This is a genomic window from Streptoalloteichus hindustanus, from assembly GCF_900129375.1.
GTDB lineage: Bacteria > Actinomycetota > Actinomycetes > Mycobacteriales > Pseudonocardiaceae > Streptoalloteichus > Streptoalloteichus hindustanus.
Map to the genome: position 1 here is coordinate 610,144 of NZ_FQVN01000003.1, position 16,709 is coordinate 626,852.

The following is a 16,709-nucleotide window of genomic DNA, read 5'->3' on the forward strand; positions in this document are numbered from 1 at the left end:
CGAAGAACGGGAGACCGACCGGCGACGGCCCCTTTGTCCACTCAGGACTTCTCGGCCGTTCGGCGGTCACCGGAACGGCCGATCGGCGCACTCAGTTGTTCGCGACGAACTTCCGCGCCAGCTCCCTGCCCAACCGGTCGGCGGCGCCCGAGTCCTCGACAGGTTCGGCCTTCCCGCCGCCGTTGAAGACGATGTAGGTCACCCCGGAGCCGACTCCCCCGGTCCTCGGGTCCGGATTGACGCCCAACTTCTTCGCCAGCGCGTAGGACGCCTCGCCGATGATGCTCTTCGGGCCGACGTCCCCGATGACGCCGTAGACCACCTTGTCCTTGTGGACCACCGCGCCGACGGTGCCGCAACCGATCCCGCTTTCCTTGTAGCTCCACCGACTGCTCACGCCGGGCACGACGATGTAGGGCAGCCTGCTGGCGACCAGCGGTCGGCCGTCGGACCGCACGCAGGCGGTCTGGGGCTGGAACGACGGGTCGGTCCTCCCGTTGCACTCGGCGGTGGCCTGCCCGTCGCAGTCGATGTCCATGTCGGCCTTCCAGAACACCGCGCCCTTCTTGCCGCACACCGGGATGTCGGCCGTGCCGCCGGCATCCTTGGCGTACTTGCCTTGGGAGATCTGCTCGCAGCCGTTCACCTTGGCCAGCAACTCCCGCGCGGTCGGGCCGTTGGCCACCGCACCGCCGGATTCCGTCACCGGACCCACGGCCGCGGCCGGCGTCATCGACAGGACCAGAGCGGACATCGCCACCAGTCCGGACACGAGCACGGAACGCACGCGCATTCGCCACCTCCGTGAAGCCGGAAGGATCTGTTCCGAGCGGGAACGGTGCCGGGCCACCCCGGTGTGGTCAACAACACCGGAGGAAATTCGATGCGAGCACGTCGGCCGCCCGGTTTCCCCGCTCCACGACGAAATCCCGCGCCGAGTTATACGCCCGCGCTCGACCGCCAATACTCCGATTGCCTGCCAGGGGGGCGGCGGAACGCGATCACGGACGCGCGCGGCGGCGAACACGAGCAGTGAAGCCGAAGAAAGCAGCCAACCGGCGGGGCCAGCACATCCGGAAGAACGGAAACCAACCCTCGGACACGGGGCGGCCACCGGGAGAGGTGAGGAGCGAAGGGGCCCACGATCTCGCGAACCCGCGCCCGCCCGACGAGTGGGGCAGGTGGGACTTGAACCCACGACCTGACGGATTATGAGTCCGCTGCTCTGACCGGCTGAGCTACTGCCCCGAAAAACGCGGTGGGGCCGGTCCTCCGGACCGGCCCCACCGCCTCACGCGCTCCTCCGGTTGGACTCGAACCAACAACCCTTCGGTTAACAGCCGAATGCTCTGCCAATTGAGCTACGGAGGACCGTTCTTCGGTTTTCGCCGAGCGCCGCCCGACAGGAAGTAACTCTAGCGCATGCCGAAGGGTGCTCGCGCACACCCCCCTGCGGGGCGGGTCCGCCTGCGGGAGGATGGGCCGGGGAGCACGCAGTCCACCCGAGACCCGAGATCGCCCGAGGAGTGTCGTCATGAAGGGGTTCCTGCTCGGCGTTGCCGCAGGTTACGTGCTTGGCGCGCGGGCCGGACGGGAGCGTTACGAGCAGATCGCCAGCACGTACCGCCGGTTCGTCGACCACCCGACGGTCCAGGGACTGGCCGGCGTCGTCCGAGCGAAGGTGAGTGAGATCACAGGTTCGAGGTGGTCCGCGGCGGGTACGCGGCGTCAGCCGCCACCGCCCCGGTCCGCCCAGCGGCCGCCGGTGCAGCACCTGAGCGGTGTGGACCGGCCGTAGCAGAACGAGCCGGAACGCCGGTGGCCCGCCCCGAGATCGACTGGGGCGGGCCACCGGCGTTTCGCACGTGCCGCAATCGGTCTAGCGGCGCCCAACGGCGTCCAGCGGCGTTCAGCGCTTGTGGGCGACCGCGAAGACCCGTCGGAACGGCACCCAGGTGATCCCGTCGGCCTGACGCGGGTACGCCGCGCGCAACCGGGGCGCCAGTTCGGCGCGGAACCGCTCCCAACGCTCTCCGCCGCCCAGACGGGCGCGCACCGGACGCAGGGCGGTGCCGCTCACCCACTCCAGCACCGGGTCCTCGCCGGCGAGCTGGTGCGCGTAGGTCGTCTCCCACGCGTCGACCTCGCAGCCGGACTCGGCGAACACCTGGGCGTAGCCGGTCGGGTCGAGCACGCAGCCGGGCCGCAGCAGGTGGACCCCGTCCAGCTCACCGCGCCAGTGCTCGGCGTCGGCGAGCTCGACGAGCGCGTGGTGCGAGGGAGCCCGGAAGTTGCCGGGGACCTGCATGGCGAACCAGGCGCCGCTGGGCAGGGCGGCCAGCCACCGCCGGATCAGCTCGACGTGCTCGGGCACCCACTGGAGCACCGCGCTGGTGACCACCACGTCGGTGTCCGGCTCGGGCGTCCAGTCCCGCACGTCCGCGACCCGCGCGTCCACCCCGTGCGCCCTGGCCTTCGCCACCATCTCCGGGGAGGAGTCGAACGCCTCGACGACCGCGGTGGGGAATCGTTCGATCAGCAGTCTGGTCAGGTTCCCCGCGCCGCAGCCAAGGTCCACCACCCGCCGGGGGTCCTTGGCCGCGACCCGCGCGACCAGGTCGTGGAACGGCCGGCCCCGGTAGTCGGCGAAGGTGAGGTAGACGTCGGGATCCCACATGGAGTTGCCTCCCCAGGCTCCTCTAAAACAGTACGACCGTACGGTATGGGAAGCGGGCTTGTCGATCAAGCCACATCACACCAGGGGGCGAGGCCCCTCGACAGTCCCCTGATGCCATACGTAGGCGTGCGGTAGGTCCTCAGGGCCGGATTTCACGCAGTTGGCGGAGCCGCTGCGCCACTTCGGCCGCCGTGTCGACGAGGACCACCCGATCGGCTCCCGGGTCCGGCCGCACCTGGAGCACGACCCCGTCCCGGCCCGGCACGCGCCGCTGCACGAACCACGCGCCCCCGCCGGGGAACTCCTGCCGGTGCCGCGACCTGATCGACCCCGTCACCCTGGTGTGCACGACCTCGGGCAGCCGACCGGGCTCGGGCAGCGCGAACCGCCGCGCCGGCCGGTCGGCCAGCACCACCGCCTCGCCGGCCGGCTCGACCTCGTCCGCCTCGACCAGGGTGAGCGCCCCCTCGCCCCAGGTCGCCTTGCTGACCAGGTGCCAGCCGACCCGCCGCGTCGTCTCCCCCTCCGGCAGCCACAGCCCGAGCGAGGTCGCCACGAGGTGACCGCCGTCGCGGACCCCGGCCACGGCGAGCACGTTCTCCTCCGCGGCCAGCGCGCCGGCGAAGCCCTCGGGCAGCTGTCCCGCGCCGGACAGCCGGGCCCACAACCGACGCAGCCGCCCCATCAGTCCATCCCGCCCATCGCCTGCTCTCGCAGGACCTTGTGGTACTGCTCCAACGCCACCAGGTCGCCGAACTGCGCGTGGTACTCGTCAGCGTGCTCCAGCGGCGACAGGCGCTGCAACCGCGACTTGATCTCCGCGACCTGCCGGGCCACCATCCCGGCCTGCAGGCCGGCGAGCACCCCCGAGACGTAGCGGGTGTCCTCCTCCGACTTGACCTGCAGCGGCTCGACGGCCAGTTCGGTCAGCAGCGAGCGCACCACCGCGGCGTCGCAGTGCTGACCCACGGCGTCGACGAACGAGGAACCGGCGAGCCCCGCGGACGTGCCGCCCGCCGCGAGCACCGCGCGGTGCAGCGCCTGGTAGGCGGGCTGGGTGAACGCCTCCTCCGGGATCGCGTCGTACATCGGCCCGGTCAGCCCCGGGAGCTGCAACGCGACCTTGAGCGCCTCCCGCTCCACCCGCAGCCTCGGCTCCCGGGGGTCCGGCCGCGGCGGACCCCCCACCTCGACCGCCAACGCGCCCTGGTTCGGGTCGGCCGGGGCCGGGCGCCGGGTCCGCCGCGCGGGCGTCCCGGTCGGCGCGCCGGCCTCCTCGCGCACCCGGCGCACCACCGTCGACTCGTCCGGCCACCCGACCCAGTAGGCGAGCTTGGTGGCGTAGCCGTCCCGGCGGGCGCGGTCCTTGATCTGGGCGACCAGCGGGACCGTGCGCTTGAGCGCCGCCACCTGGCCGTCGACCGAGTCCAGGTCGTACTCCTCCAGCAGGCTGCGGATGGCGAACTCGAACAGCGGCTGCCGGCGGGCCACCAGGTCCTGCACGGCCGCGTCGCCCTTGTTCTGCCGCAGCTCGCAGGGGTCCATCCCGTCCGGCGCGACCGCGACGTAGGTCTGCGCGGCGAACTCCTGCTCCCCCTCGAACGCCTTCATGGCCGCCTTCTGCCCGGCCGCGTCCCCGTCGAAGGTGAAGATCACCTCGCCGCGCAGGGCGTCGTCGTCCATGAGCAGCCGGCGCAGCAGCACGACGTGCTCCTCGCCGAAGGCCGTGCCGCAGGAGGCGACCGCGGTGGGCACCCCGGCCAGGTGCATGGCCATGACGTCGGTGTAGCCCTCGACGACGACCGCCTGCCGCCGCTTCGAGATCTCCCGCTTGGCGCGGTCGAGGCCGAACAGCACCTGCGACTTCTTGTAGACCGGGGTCTCCGGCGTGTTGACGTACTTGGCCTCGATCGGGTCGTCCGGGAAGATCCGCCGGGCGCCGAAGCCCACCACGTCGCCGCCCAGGTCCCTGATCGGCCACAGCAGCCGGCGGTGGAACCGGTCGATCGGTCCCTGGCGGCCCGACCGGGACAGCCCGGCCCGCTCCAGCTCCGCGAACTCGAAGCCGCGGCCCTGCAGGTACCTGGTCAGCCGGTCCCACCCGGAGGGGGCGAAGCCGCAGCCGAAGCTGGCCGCGGCCGCCTCGTCGAAGCCGCGCTGGGCCAGGAACTCCCGCGCCGGCAGCGCCTCGGGCGAGCGCAGCTGCTCGGCGTAGAACTCCGCGGCGGCGCGCAGCGCCTCCACCAGGCGGGAGCGGGTGCCCCGGTCCCGCTGCACGCTGGGACCGCCGCCCTCATAGGTCAGCTGGAGCCCGGCCTGCTCGGCGAGCCGCTCGACCGCCTCCCGGAACTCCAGGTGCTCCATCTTCATGACGAAGGCGATGACGTCGCCGCCCTCGCCGCAGCCGAAGCAGTGGAAGGTGCCGTGGCTGGGCCGCACGTTGAACGACGGGGTCTTCTCGTCGTGGAACGGGCACAGGCCCTTGAGCGCGCCGCCGCCGGCCCGCCGCAGGGCGACGTACTCCCCCACCACCTCGTCGATCCGGTTCCGCTCCCGTACCGCGGCGATGTCGCTCTCCCGGATCCTCCCTGCCACGGACCCGAGTCTAGTGACCCGCCGGAGGTGACCTCGCGCTCACCGGCAGGCGGCCGGCCGGGATGTGCTTTGCTGATCGCCATGCCCGTCCCCGACGACCTCCTCGCCACCCGCTTCACCGAGCACCGGTCCCACCTGCTCGGGGTGGCCTACCGGCTCACCGGGCTGCTGGCCGACGCCGAGGACGCGGTGCAGGAGGCGTGGCTGCGGCTGTCCCGGCTGGACGGGGCCAGCCGGGAGGGCATCGAGGACCTGCGCGCGTGGCTGACCACCGTGGTCGGCCGGATCTGCCTGGACCGGCTGCGCTCGGCGGCGTCGCGGCGGGAGCGCTACGTCGGCCCGTGGCTGCCCGAGCCCGTGGTGACGCCGATCGGCGGAGCGCCGGGCGAGGACCCGCTGGACGTGGTCGTCCGCGACGACGGCGTGCGGATGGCGGCGCTGGCCGTGCTGCACCGGCTCACCCCGGAGCAACGGGTGGCGTTCGTGCTGCACGACGGCCTGGGGCTGCCGTTCGCGGAGATCGCCGAGGTGCTGGGCTGCTCGGTGGCGGCCGCCCGGCAGCACGCCTCGCGCGGGCGCAGGGCCGTCGCCGACGGCGACCCGCCGCCCAGGACCGCCCTGGCCGAGCAGCAGCAGGTCGTCGAGACGTTCCTCACCGCGCTGTCCACCGGCGACGTGCCGCTCATGGTGCGGCTGCTGCACCCGGACGTGGTGGTCACCGGCGACGGCGGCGGGCGGATCCGCACGACGCTGCGCACGGTCGCCGGGGCGGAGAAGGTCGCGCGCTTCGCGCTCGGGCTGTGGCGGCGCTACTACAGCGAGGCCGCCTTCGCCGAGGCGCGCCCGGTGCTGGTCAACGGCGACTTCGGGCTGGTCGTCCCGCCCAGCCTCGACGCGGAGGGCCGGGAGACCGCGGCCCGCCGGGTCCTCACCTTCGCGGTGCGGGACGGCCGGTTGGCCGCGGTCTTCGACGTGGCGAACCCGGACAAGCTCACCCGCGTGCCGTGGTAGCCGGCGCGTCGGCCGGCACCGCCGCCGCTCCGGCTCCGCGACCCGCTCGTCGGTGCCGAGGCCGCGCCGGGGTCAACCGGTAGACGAGCCGGGTCGCTCAGTCGGCCTGGCGGGTGGGCACTCCGGGGACGCGCTGCACCACGTCCTCCTCGCGGCGGGCCCGCCGGGCGCGGAGCCTTCACCGGGAGGACAACACGATCCCCGGAGGACGCGGCAGAGCGCGGTGATCAGCCGCCGGCCGGGTCGGTCACCCTGGCCAGGAACAGCACGACGCCGGTGTCCCGGTGCCGGACGAGCAGCAGGAACGGGCGGTCGACCCGCACCACGACCGGCTCCTCCGGCTCCGCCAGCGACAGCGGGGCGAAGGTCACGGCGGTGGCCGCCGCCCCCTCCAGGCCCCGCTCGTCGAGCCGGAGCACGGCCTCGTGCGCCGCCGACCCCACGCGCAACGGCGGCTCGACGCTGATCCCCGACAGGTCGGCCGCCGCACCGAAGGCGGCGCGCACGCCGAGCGCCGCCAGGGCCTGCTCCAGCCGGAACGCCGCGCGCACCCGCGTGACGGGGAGGTGGAGTTCGACCTCGCGTCCCGCGACCGCGGCGAGGAGCGCGCCGAGGTGGCGCGCGTCGAGCCCGCGCTCGGCCTCGGCGAGATCACCGTCCGGGAGCAGGACGTCGACGTCCACTCCGCCGTCGGCCGGCAGGCGCACGACGGTCCAGCCCCGGGTCGCCGTGTGCCCCATCCGGTGGGTCTGGCGCATCGTCGGGACCTCGTGCGTGCCGCGCGGTGTGTGGAACAGCGCAGGCGTGGTGTCGCCCCGGCTGAAGGCGTGCCGCCATCCCGCGCGGAGGTACAGCGCGTTGACCAGCGCCGCGAGGGTGTTGGCGTGGACGGCTCCGGGGCGCAGCAGCTCGGGGACCAGCCCCCGGGTCGTCTCCGCGACGGCACTGTTGATCTTCTGGCGGGCGGGCTCGGGATCGGGGCGGAACGCGGCCGTCCGGACCGCGCCGGCGGGCCAGCGCCGCAGTTCCTCGACGAAGGCCGGCTCGACGTGGACGCTTTCGTCGGTCCAGAGGGTGTTGGCCACCGCGAGCACCGGCCGCTCGTCCGCGAAGCTCTCGGCGAGCGTCGTGGCCGAAGCGAGAAGACGGGCGTGGGCCGCCAGCTCGCCGTCCGGGGCGCCGGTGAGCGCCGTCGCCAGTTCGGCCCTGGTCTGCGCACGGGCGCCGGACGCGAGGAGGCCGAGCGCGCTGGCCAGTGAGAGCGGGGAGAGGCAGCTCTCCCGCGTGGCGTCGGGGTTCAGCGCCCGGTGCGCCGCGAGGGCGAACGCCAGGTGCTCGCCGAGAGCTCGGGAGGTCACCGTGTCGTCGCCGGTGTCAGCGGCGCGCGTCCGGCAACGTGGCGACCCGGGGCGGAGAGGGCGGAGTCGCCGCTCCCGCGCCGCTGACGGGACCGTGCGGTCGGGGGCGTCGGGGTTCCCGCACGCCCGAGCCGCCCTCGCCCAGGCCACCTCGCCGACCGTCGCCGTAGCCCCGCTCGCGTGCGCCGACCCCGGCAGGGACGCGCTTGCGGCCTAACCGTCGTATCCACGCTCGAATGCCCATGGCCCGAGTGTGCCACCGATCACGCGTGGCCCGGTCCGGCATTCACCGTCAGCGGACGCTCGTCGGCGGCCACCCGTCAGCGGACGCCCGTCAGCCGCGCGTGCCATTCCAGCGCCTGCGCGTCCGTCAGGAGGGCGGCCTGGTCGATGACGACGCGCAGCCGGTCGGCGTCCGAGGTCGCCGCGTGCCAGGCGGGGTGGAAGAGCGGGTCCAGCGCGTCCGGCGCGCGGTCGGCCAGCGCCGCGACGAGCTCGGCGAGCTGCTCGCGCTGGGTCCGCTGCATCGCCAACCGGCGCGGGTCGCTCATCACGTACCGCAGGGCCATCGCCTTGAGCACCGCCACCTCGGCGGCGACGCGCGGCAGCACGACGAGGTCGGCGGTGTACCGGCGCAACGGACCGTCGCCGTGGCTGCGCCGGGTCCCGGTCACGGCGGCCGCCGCGAACCGGCCGACCAGCTCGCTGGTGAGGCGCTTCAACGCGACCTGGGCGGCGAACGAGCCGTCGTGGTCGCGCGCGACGAGCTCGGCGACGGCCGGCAGCGCCACCAGCTCGGCCGCGGCCTCGGCCAGCGCGGCCACGGGTTCGGGGCTGAAGTGCGCGGCGGCCAGCTCCGCGATCGCCGCGCGCTCGTCCCGGTCGGTCAGCGAGCGCAGCGAGATCCGGCCGGACAGCACCCCGTCCTCGACGTCGTGCACCGAGTAGGCGACGTCGTCGGCCCAGTCCATGATCTGCGCCTCCAGGCAGCGGCGGTCGCCGGGCGCGCCGGCCCGCAGCCAGGTGAAGGTCGGCAGGTCGTCCGCGTAGACGCCGTACTTGGGCTGGCCGTCCCGGCGCGGCCACGGGTACTTGGTGGCGGCGTCCAGCGAGGCGCGGGTCAGGTTGAGCCCGAGGCTGCCGCCGTCCGGGCCGAGCACCTTGGGCTCCAGGCGGGTCAGGATGCGCAGCGTCTGGGCGTTGCCCTCGAACCCGCCGCAGGGCTGGGCGATCTCGTCCAGGGCCCGTTCGCCGTTGTGCCCGAACGGCGGGTGGCCGATGTCGTGGGCCAGACCGGCGGTGTCGACGACGTCCGGGTCGCAGCCCAGCTCCTCGCCGATGCCCCTGCCGATCTGGGCGACCTCCAACGAGTGGGTGAGCCGGGTGCGCGGCACGTCGCCCTCGCCGGGACCGACGACCTGGGTCTTGCCGGCCAGCCGGCGGAGCGCCGCGCAGTGCAGCACGCGGGCCCGGTCCCTGGCGAACGGGCTGCGCCGCTCGGTGCGCGCGTCCGGCGGAGCGCCGCGCTTGGGCGGTTCGGGCAGCAACCTCGCCGCGTCGTGGTCGGAGTAGCCGGGCCTCACCCTGACGAGGGTATGTGTCCGGCCCATCGGCGGGGGCGGCCGGCGTGTCCGTGTCGTGACCTCCGGCTCGTACCCCGGGGCGGGCTCGCGGCCGACCGGTTTTGCGGCGGCGCGGCGGAGTTGTCCACATCACTCCGGTGAGCCACCGGGTGGGCGATGTGTTTTGCCGGGGTTATCCACAGGGGCGCGCCTGTGGGGTGCGGCGGGGTTGGGGTGGCCGATAGGCTGGAGCAGGGCTCGCCCCCCCCCCAGGGCGGGTGGGGGCTGACCTGGGAGAAGGGGCGCGGGAGCTCAGTCGAGGCTGGTGCTGTTGTCGCCGGCCGGGGCGTGGGTCAGCCGGTAGTAGAGCAGCGCGCCGGTTTCCCGAATGATGTAGCGGCCCTGCGTCTCCCTGGTCTGCACGATCGGGCCGTGGCGGGTCGGCGAGGTCCACGAGTCCAGGCCCGCGTCCCGCGCCATGGTGCGCGCCCGCAGCGAGTGCCACGGATCGCTGACGATCACCGCGGTCCGCCAGCCCCGGTCCCGCGCCACCGCCGCGACCGCCTTCATGCTGCCCAGGGTGTCACCGCCCTCGCCGACGGCGGTGACGTTGGCCGCCGGGACGTCGTGGTCGATCAGCCAGCGCCGGCCGGCCTCGCCCTCGGTGAAGTTGTCGCCGGGCAGCCCGCCGCCCACGGTCACGATCTGCTGGGCCACCCCCCGCCGGTAGAGCGCCCTGGCGTGCTCCAGGCGGGCCTCCAGCACCGGCGTGGGCCGGCCGTTGTACTGCGCGGCGCCGAGCACGACCACGATGTCCGCCTTGCTCCGGTCCTCGGTCCTGGCCACCTGCCACACCCGGAAGGCGGTGCCCCCGACGACGAGCGCCGCCACCAACGCGGCGCCGAAGAGCACGCGCAGCAGCATCCGACGCAAGATCAACGGACGAGAAGGGCCGGTACCGGTCACAGCGCGCATCGTTCCAGACCCGATCCGCGTTCCCCGTCCCCGCCCCGGTGCGTCACCGCCCCGAGGGGGGCCGCCGCCCTCCGGACAGGCGGGGAGGCGAGCCGGGCGCGGACCAGAAGGCCGACACACGGGGGCTTTTCGGGGGTGGGGGGAGGATGGTGGGGTGGCGAACGTGGAGGACACAGCTGTGACCGAGCGCGAGGACGTGACGGACGACGGGGTGACGCCGGCGCCGAGCCGGATCGTGCCGTGGGTGCTGGCCGTGGGCGGGCTCGTCGGGTGGGTCGCCTCGTTCGTGCTCACCCTGGAGCGGCTGGAGCTGCTGCGGAACCCGAACTACATCCCGACCTGCACGATCAACACCGTGCTCAGCTGCGGGTCGGTGATGCAGAGCCCGCAGGCGGCCGCCTTCGGGTTCCCCAACCCGCTCATCGGCATCGCCGCGTTCGCGGTGGTCACGACGATCGGCGTCGCCGCGCTCGGCGGGGTGCGGTTCCCCCGCTGGTTCTGGGCGGGCCTGCTCGCCGGCTCCGCTGCCGGCACGGTGTTCGTGCACTGGCTGATGGTGCAGAGCGTCTACGACATCGGGGCGTTGTGCCCGTACTGCATGGTCGTCTGGGTCGTGACCATCCCGATCTTCTGGTATACCCTGCTGCACGTCGTGGGCACCAGCCGGTCGCGCACCGTGCGGGAGGTCGGGACGGTCCCCGTGCGGCTGCACTGGGCCGTGCTCGGCCTCTGGTACCTGCTGATCGCCTTCGTGGTGCTGGAGCGGTTCTGGCTCAACGCGCCGAGCTAGGGCCGAGCTAGGCGCCGCGCACCCGGCCGGTGGCCAGCAGGTGGTCCAGGATGACCTGGTTCACCGGCGACACGCGATCGCGGTCGGTGTGGTCGAGCCAGGCCAGCTCCGCGATCTCGCCGCTCGGCGTCAGGTCGCCGCGGTAGTCGGCGGTGTAGCAGGTCATCCGCACCACCACGCCGGACCGCTGGCCGTGGGCCTGCGCCTCGAAGGTGCCGAAGGGGGCCGCGGTGGTCGGGTCGATCTCCACCGCCAGCTCCTCGCGGACCTCCCGCACCAGCGTGTCCAGATCGCTCTCCCCCGGCTCGCGCTTGCCGCCGGGGAAGTAGAAGACGTCCTTGCCGTGGGAGCGCGCGGCCAGGACCCGGCCGCCCTCCAGCCGCACCCACGCCACCTTGTCGATCAGCCTGGTCGGGTCCACCCCGCCCGCTCCTTCCCCGTCGGCGCTCCGTCGGGACGACGACGGAGGGGACCCGGTGCCGGGCCCCCTCCGCGGTCGACGGTCGTCAGCAGCCCAGCAGGCGCTCGCCGAGGTAGCGCTCGATCTGGTCCATGGCCACCCGCTCCTGGGTCATCGTGTCGCGCTCCCGCACCGTGACGGCGTGGTCGGTGAGCGAGTCGAAGTCCACGGTGACGCAGAACGGCGTGCCGATCTCGTCCTGGCGGCGGTAGCGGCGGCCGATCGCACCGGCGTCGTCGAACTCGACGTTCCAGTTCCGCCGCAGCCGCTGCGCCAGGTCCCTGGCCTTCGGCGACAGCTCCGCGTTGCGGGACAGCGGCAGCACCGCCGCCTTCACCGGGGCGAGCCGCCGGTCCAGGCGCAGCACGACGCGCTTGTCCACGCCGCCCTTGGCGTTGGGCGCCTCGTCCTCGGCGTAGGCGTCGAGGAGGAACGCCATCATGGCGCGGCCGACGCCGGCCGCCGGCTCGATGACGAAGGGGCGGTAGCGCGAGTTGGTGGCCTGGTCGAAGAACGACAGGTCGACGCCCGAGTGGTTCGAGTGCGTCGTCAGGTCGTAATCGGTGCGGTTGGCGACACCCTCCAGCTCACCCCACTCCTGGCCGCCGAACTGGAAGCGGTACTCCAGGTCGACGGTCCGCTTGGAGTAGTGCGACAGCTTCTCCTTGGGGTGCTCGTAGTGCCGCAGGTTGTCCTTGTTCATGCCCAGGTCCAGGTACCAACGAGTGCGCTCGTCGATCCAGTACTGGTGCCACTCCTCGTCCGTGCCCGGCTCGACGAAGAACTCCATCTCCATCTGCTCGAACTCCCGGGTGCGGAAGATGAAGTTGCCCGGGGTGATCTCGTTGCGGAAGGACTTGCCGACCTGGCCGATGCCGAACGGCGGCTTGCGGCGCGCGGTGGTGAGCACGTTGAGGAAGTTGACGAAGATGCCCTGGGCGGTCTCCGGCCGCAGGTAGTGCAGGCCCTCCTCGGACTCCACCGGGCCGAGGAAGGTCTTCAGCATGCCGTTGAACATCTTCGGCTCGGTGTACTGGCCGCGGTTGCCGCAGTTGGGGCACGGCACGTCGGACAGGTCGCCCTCGGCGATCTCCTTGCCGGTGCGCTCCGCGTACTCCTCGCCCAGGTGGTCGGCGCGGAAGCGCCGGTGGCAGGAGGTGCACTCCACCAGCGGGTCGACGAACGCCTCGACGTGGCCGGAGGCGACCCACACGTCACGGGGCAGGATCACCGAGGAGTCCAGGCCGACGACGTCGTCGCGGCCCTGCACCACGGTCTTCCACCACTGCCGCTTGATGTTGTCCTTCAGCTCGACGCCCAGCGGGCCGTAGTCCCAGGCCGACCTGGTACCGCCGTAGATCTCCCCGCACGGGTAGACGAAGCCACGGCGCTTGCAGAGGCTGACGACTGTCTCGATCCGATCGGCGGGCACGGACGCTCCTGTGGTGATGACTCGACTCGGCGGTGCGGTCAGGTCGCGCGGACGCAGGTCCAGGGGTTGACATACGAGGAGGACAGCCTACCGGGTACGGTCCGGCCCCGACGCGGGCCCGCCCGTCGCCGACACACCGGACGGGCGCGCGCCCACCGGCTCCCCGCTACCACCCGAACGGGTCAGGACGTGGGCGCGGCGACGACCACGCGGTTGTCCCGGTAGCCGTCGGTGCCGCCGACGTAGTCGCCACCGCACGTGACGAGCACCAGCCGGTGCCCGCCGTCCTGGCCGAACAACGCCTCGGCCCGGCCGGGCAGGTCGTTCTTGTGCACGGTCACGATCTCGGTCACCCGGTAGGACCACCGCCCGCCCGCCTGGTCGACCACCTCGACGACCTGCCCCTTCGCGGCGCGCCACAGCTCGTCGAACGGCCCCTTCACGCCCTTCCAGTTGACGTGCCCGGCCAGCACCGAGGCCCCGGCGGGCGCGCCGAGGCCGGCTCCCCACCAGGTGGCCTCGTCCAGTCCCTCGGGGATCGGCAGCGTGCCGTCGGCGGTGAGCTCCCGCCGCACCAGTCGGGCGGTGCCGCCCCCGGGCAGGCGGATGGTGCCCGGGGGCTGCCCCTGCGGGGTGGCGCTCATGGTCGCGGGAGCCGGAACGGCGGTGTCCGCCGGGGGCGCGGGCGCGACCAGCGGCTCGTCCGTCCGACTCACCAGCGCGAACGTCACCGCGCTGCCCACCACCAGCACCGCCACCACGGCGACGCCGATCCAGATCCCACGACGCCTCGGGCGCGCCGGACGGCCACTGCCTAACGAGTCGTCCCCGTTCACACTGCTCACTGCGCTCGTTCCGCCTTTCCCTGGTGGCGCCGCGCGGGGCCGTCCGCCACGTCCCGCTCACCTCTCGCCGTCACATTCAGTGACAGCAGCACGACAGAGCGAACGGTAGTCCGGGCGGGGATCACCCGGGAGTGGTTGCGGGAAGCGCACGGCAACGTAATCCGTTCGGGGCAGTCCGCGAGCAGGCCCGATCCCGGTCCGGCCCCACGGGGCGACACTGCTGTCGACGGCCTCCGACAGCAGGGCCGCTCCGAGACCGTCACCCGACCGGACGCGGCGGCGACGCGCCCGGCGCCATCCCCGCGGTCCCCAGCACAGGAGGGGCCATGCCCAGCATGCTCGACCACCGGCCCGCCGAGAGCCACCACCACACGCACGGACCCGGCTGCGGCCACGACTCCGTGATCCACGGCGACCACGTCGACTACCTGCACGCCGGCCACGTCCACCGCGAGCACCGCACCGACGAGGGCGTGCACTACGACGAGTGCACCGACTGCCAGTGCGAGCACTGCGCCGACGCGTGCGCGGTGTGCAACTGCGCGGACTGCACGTGTCCGACCTGCAACCACGCCAGGTGCCAGTGCGAGTCGTGCTCGGACTCGTGCGCGCACTGCTCCTGCGCCGAGTGCACCTGCGCGACCTGCCAGCACGCCGCCTGACGAGTCGTTCAGCCACCCGTCAGTGTCGGCTTCGGTGTCGGCTTCGGTGTCGGCGCCGACGGGCTCCGGCCGCCGACGCCGTCAGCGCGGCGGCACCTCCGGGCCGGCGGCCTCCCCGACCCGCACCGAGCCGGAGTCGGCGGCCAGCAGGCTGACCCGCTGCTCGACGACGCCGCCGGACGCGCTCGCCAGCACCTCCAGGACGGACGTCTCGTCGGTCAGCGCCTCGGCGAGGAACGGGACGACGTGCTCGCGCACCGGGAAGGGCGACAACGCGCGGCGGTAGGCGACCACCGACTCGAACTCCACCACCAGCACCCAGCGGTCCGGGTCCTCGGCGGCCCGGCCCAGCCGCCCGCCGAGGCAGCCCGGCTGGGCGGTGAGCAGTTCCAGCGCGGTGCGGGCTCGGGCGGCGAACCGCTCGGTCCCCGCCGGGGGCACGGCGAACCGGCAGACCAACAGCACCCTGGCATCCTGCCCGCATGGATCGACGTCGTCCCACGAGGGCCCCGCTGCTGCCGGGCGACGGCCCGCTCTCCCGCGTTCCCCCGGTGGTCGCCTTCCTCGTCGTGTTCGGGCTCTTCGCGCTCGGGGTGTGGCTGCGCGGGGCGGTGGGGGCGGCGCTGCTCGGGCTGCTGACCCTGCTCGTGGTCGTCCTGCTGGTCGCCACCTGGTCGCGACTCCGCCCTGTCGAGCGGGTGGGGCGGATCGTGGTCATCGCGGTGCTGGCGGCCGTGGCCGTGTCAGTCCTCTTCTAGCCCCTCCGGGCCGGTCCGAACGCCGTCTCGACGCTTTGGCCGGGCGACCGCCGAGCCCCCTTACCCCATGTGCCCACCTTGTCAAGTGGCTGTCCACAGGGTCGGGCAGCTGTCCACAGCAACACCATCGTCGGGTGAACAACGGACGGTGGCGGCGGCAGTTGTCCACAGGTCGCGGATTCGCTCTGGTCCGGGCCGGACCTGCGCGGATAGGCTGGAGCGGGGCTCGCCCCCCAGGGCGGGTGGGGGCTGTCCTGAGGGGTTGGGGCCGACGGCGCGGCGCGGTTCGGCGCTCCTTCGTCGGAAGCAGCCGTCGGACGTCCGCGAGCGGTTCGAGATCGCGGTTCGAGGTCCGCGACGCGCCCCACGTCAGTTCAGGCCAGGCAGGCACGGTCCCCGCGCGGTCGGCGCGGTGGGGCGGAGAAGCGTGTTGATCTCGGCTGGTCGGGTGGGTTGACGTCGGCCGGAGCCACCGATCGCCGTGGCGGTGGCGTCCGCGCGCGGCCGGTCCTTGGTCAGGTGGCCCGTAGGATGGCGGGAGAGCCTGGTCGCCCCGGCGGGCGGCCACCACGCCGGAGCGTTGGAGACGAAATGCCGACCGCAAGCCCCGATGCCGCGCGGCAGCGCGCGGACGCGGGCGCCGACGAGCAGGTCCCATCCCACGACCACGCCCGCGGCGCGGCGCGTCCGGTCCCCCCTCGGGACCCGAGGACCCTGGCCGCCGCCGGCGACCTGCTGCGCGCCCTGGCCGCGCCGGTGCGGATCGCGATCGTGCTCCAGCTCCGCGCCTCCGAGCGGTGCGTGCACGAGCTCGTGGACGCGCTCGGCGTCGCCCAACCGCTGATCAGCCAGCACCTGCGGGTGCTGAAGTCGGCCGGAGTGGTGCACGGCGAGCGGCACGGGCGCGAGGTGGTCTACCGCCTGGTCGACGAGCACCTGGCGCACATCGTGGTGGACGCCGTCGCGCACGTGGAGGAGGCGGAGTGAGCACGGAGCACCCGACGACCGGCCAGCGGAGCACGACGGCCGTTCCCGGCCTGCGGGCCACCCGGCAGCGGGCCGCCGTCTCCCGGCTGCTCGACCAGCTCGACGACTTCCGCTCCGCGCAGGAGATCCACGAGGAGCTGCGGCGGCGGGGCGAGGGCATCGGCCTCACCACGGTCTACCGCACGCTGCAGACGCTGGCCGACGCCGGCGAGGTGGACGTGCTGCGCACCGGCACCGGCGAGGCGATCTATCGCCGGTGCTCGGCCCACCACCACCATCACCTGGTGTGCCGCGGCTGTGGGCGCACCGTCGAGGTGGAGGGCCCCGCGGTGGAGAAGTGGGCCGACCGCGTGGCGGCCGAGAACGGGTTCACCCACGTCAGCCACACCGTCGAGATCTTCGGCACCTGCGCGGACTGCGGCAGCGCTCCGGAGCCCAGCGCCTCCTGACCCCAGCGCCATCTGAACACAGCGCCATCTGAACACAGCGCCATCCGAACAAGGTGTCACCTGAGCTCACCGCCACCTGAACGCGGTGCCATGAGCCCAGCCGCGACTGAACGCGGCGCGTCCTGAGCTGCGGGGCGGGCGCGGCCGG

The 16,709-nt window shown here is 73.5% G+C and carries 18 protein-coding genes and 2 tRNA genes; 7 read left to right on the forward strand and 13 right to left on the reverse strand.

Annotation, left to right across the window (positions count from 1 at the left end; all coding sequences use genetic code 11):
• Positions 1–91 precede the first annotated feature (91 nt).
• From BUE43_RS11940 to BUE43_RS11950, 3 genes are all read right to left on the reverse strand, one after another.
• The gene (locus tag BUE43_RS11940) at positions 92–793 is read right to left on the reverse strand and encodes a glycoside hydrolase family 75 protein (RefSeq protein WP_073482135.1); all 702 of its coding nucleotides are present in this window, start codon (positions 791–793) and stop codon (positions 92–94) included.
• A gap of 380 nt (positions 794–1,173) precedes the next feature.
• Positions 1,174–1,248 (reverse strand) — tRNA-Ile (locus BUE43_RS11945).
• Positions 1,249–1,298: 50 nt separating this feature from the next.
• Positions 1,299–1,371: transfer RNA gene (locus BUE43_RS11950), tRNA-Asn, on the reverse strand.
• A gap of 163 nt (positions 1,372–1,534) precedes the next feature.
• Here BUE43_RS11950 and BUE43_RS11955 point away from each other — a divergent pair.
• Positions 1,535–1,798: a hypothetical protein gene (locus BUE43_RS11955; RefSeq protein WP_073482137.1), complete on the forward strand. Its 264-nt coding sequence runs from the start codon at positions 1,535–1,537 to the stop codon at positions 1,796–1,798.
• A 111-nt stretch (positions 1,799–1,909) separates the two neighbouring features.
• Here the strand turns inward: BUE43_RS11955 and BUE43_RS11960 are convergent, their stop codons facing one another.
• The 3 genes from BUE43_RS11960 to dnaG all read right to left on the reverse strand — a co-directional run bounded on the left by BUE43_RS11960 (position 1,910) and on the right by dnaG (position 5,272).
• Positions 1,910–2,677, reverse strand: coding sequence for a trans-aconitate 2-methyltransferase (locus tag BUE43_RS11960; RefSeq protein WP_073482139.1), 768 nt, complete (start codon positions 2,675–2,677; stop codon positions 1,910–1,912).
• A 139-nt stretch (positions 2,678–2,816) separates the two neighbouring features.
• Positions 2,817–3,362: a hypothetical protein gene (locus BUE43_RS11965; RefSeq protein WP_073482141.1), complete on the reverse strand. Its 546-nt coding sequence runs from the start codon at positions 3,360–3,362 to the stop codon at positions 2,817–2,819.
• Positions 3,362–5,272 (reverse strand): DNA primase, encoded by a 1,911-nt coding sequence (gene dnaG, locus BUE43_RS11970; RefSeq protein WP_073482143.1) that lies wholly within the window; start codon positions 5,270–5,272, stop codon positions 3,362–3,364. The genes BUE43_RS11965 and dnaG overlap by 1 nt, the downstream gene beginning before the upstream one ends.
• An 81-nt stretch (positions 5,273–5,353) precedes the next feature.
• Between dnaG and sigJ the strand changes: the two genes are divergently transcribed.
• Positions 5,354–6,283: an RNA polymerase sigma factor SigJ gene (sigJ, locus tag BUE43_RS11975; RefSeq protein ID WP_073482702.1), complete on the forward strand. Its 930-nt coding sequence runs from the start codon at positions 5,354–5,356 to the stop codon at positions 6,281–6,283.
• A 227-nt stretch (positions 6,284–6,510) separates the two neighbouring features.
• Here the strand turns inward: sigJ and BUE43_RS11980 are convergent, their stop codons facing one another.
• The 3 genes from BUE43_RS11980 to BUE43_RS11990 form a co-directional block, all read right to left on the reverse strand.
• Positions 6,511–7,641 carry a serpin family protein gene (locus BUE43_RS11980; RefSeq protein WP_073482145.1) on the reverse strand — a complete coding sequence of 377 codons (1,131 nt, stop codon included), beginning with the start codon at positions 7,639–7,641 and terminating at the stop codon, positions 6,511–6,513.
• 320 nt (positions 7,642–7,961) lie between these two features.
• Positions 7,962–9,224 carry a deoxyguanosinetriphosphate triphosphohydrolase gene (locus BUE43_RS11985; protein WP_234995668.1) on the reverse strand — a complete coding sequence of 421 codons (1,263 nt, stop codon included), beginning with the start codon at positions 9,222–9,224 and terminating at the stop codon, positions 7,962–7,964.
• 291 nt (positions 9,225–9,515) lie between these two features.
• The gene (locus BUE43_RS11990; RefSeq protein WP_073482149.1) at positions 9,516–10,127 is read right to left on the reverse strand and encodes a YdcF family protein; all 612 of its coding nucleotides are present in this window, start codon (positions 10,125–10,127) and stop codon (positions 9,516–9,518) included.
• A gap of 214 nt (positions 10,128–10,341) precedes the next feature.
• On the opposite strand from BUE43_RS11990, the gene BUE43_RS11995 reads away from it, so the two are divergent.
• Complete coding sequence (locus BUE43_RS11995) at positions 10,342–10,968, forward strand: vitamin K epoxide reductase family protein (RefSeq protein WP_234995669.1); 627 nt, start codon at positions 10,342–10,344, stop codon at positions 10,966–10,968.
• Between the two features lie 7 nt (positions 10,969–10,975).
• On the opposite strand, the gene BUE43_RS12000 is transcribed toward BUE43_RS11995, so the two are convergent.
• The 3 genes from BUE43_RS12000 to BUE43_RS12010 form a co-directional block, all read right to left on the reverse strand.
• Positions 10,976–11,374 (reverse strand): NUDIX hydrolase, encoded by a 399-nt coding sequence (locus BUE43_RS12000; RefSeq protein WP_073482707.1) that lies wholly within the window; start codon positions 11,372–11,374, stop codon positions 10,976–10,978.
• 100 nt (positions 11,375–11,474) lie between these two features.
• Positions 11,475–12,860 carry a glycine--tRNA ligase gene (locus BUE43_RS12005; protein WP_073482151.1) on the reverse strand — a complete coding sequence of 462 codons (1,386 nt, stop codon included), beginning with the start codon at positions 12,858–12,860 and terminating at the stop codon, positions 11,475–11,477.
• A 182-nt stretch (positions 12,861–13,042) separates the two neighbouring features.
• Positions 13,043–13,696 (reverse strand): class F sortase, encoded by a 654-nt coding sequence (locus tag BUE43_RS12010; RefSeq protein WP_073482153.1) that lies wholly within the window; start codon positions 13,694–13,696, stop codon positions 13,043–13,045.
• 335 nt (positions 13,697–14,031) lie between these two features.
• Here BUE43_RS12010 and BUE43_RS12015 point away from each other — a divergent pair, with 335 nt between their 5' ends.
• Positions 14,032–14,367, forward strand: a complete 336-nt coding sequence (locus BUE43_RS12015) for a hypothetical protein (RefSeq protein WP_073482155.1) — start codon at positions 14,032–14,034, stop codon at positions 14,365–14,367.
• An 81-nt stretch (positions 14,368–14,448) separates the two neighbouring features.
• Here BUE43_RS12015 and BUE43_RS12020 read toward each other — a convergent pair whose 3' ends face one another.
• On the reverse strand, positions 14,449–14,832 hold the full coding sequence (locus tag BUE43_RS12020) for an antibiotic biosynthesis monooxygenase family protein (RefSeq protein ID WP_073482157.1): 384 nt from the start codon (positions 14,830–14,832) through the stop codon (positions 14,449–14,451).
• A 17-nt stretch (positions 14,833–14,849) separates the two neighbouring features.
• Here BUE43_RS12020 and BUE43_RS12025 point away from each other — a divergent pair, with 17 nt between their 5' ends.
• The 3 genes from BUE43_RS12025 (at position 14,850) to BUE43_RS12035 (ending at position 16,561) form a co-directional block, all read left to right on the forward strand.
• Positions 14,850–15,125 carry a hypothetical protein gene (locus BUE43_RS12025; protein WP_234995671.1) on the forward strand — a complete coding sequence of 92 codons (276 nt, stop codon included), beginning with the start codon at positions 14,850–14,852 and terminating at the stop codon, positions 15,123–15,125.
• Positions 15,126–15,716: 591 nt separating this feature from the next.
• Positions 15,717–16,112: an ArsR/SmtB family transcription factor gene (locus BUE43_RS12030; protein ID WP_073482161.1), complete on the forward strand. Its 396-nt coding sequence runs from the start codon at positions 15,717–15,719 to the stop codon at positions 16,110–16,112.
• Positions 16,109–16,561, forward strand: a complete 453-nt coding sequence (locus tag BUE43_RS12035) for a Fur family transcriptional regulator (RefSeq protein ID WP_073482163.1) — start codon at positions 16,109–16,111, stop codon at positions 16,559–16,561. The genes BUE43_RS12030 and BUE43_RS12035 overlap by 4 nt, the downstream gene beginning before the upstream one ends.
• Positions 16,562–16,709 lie beyond the last annotated feature (148 nt).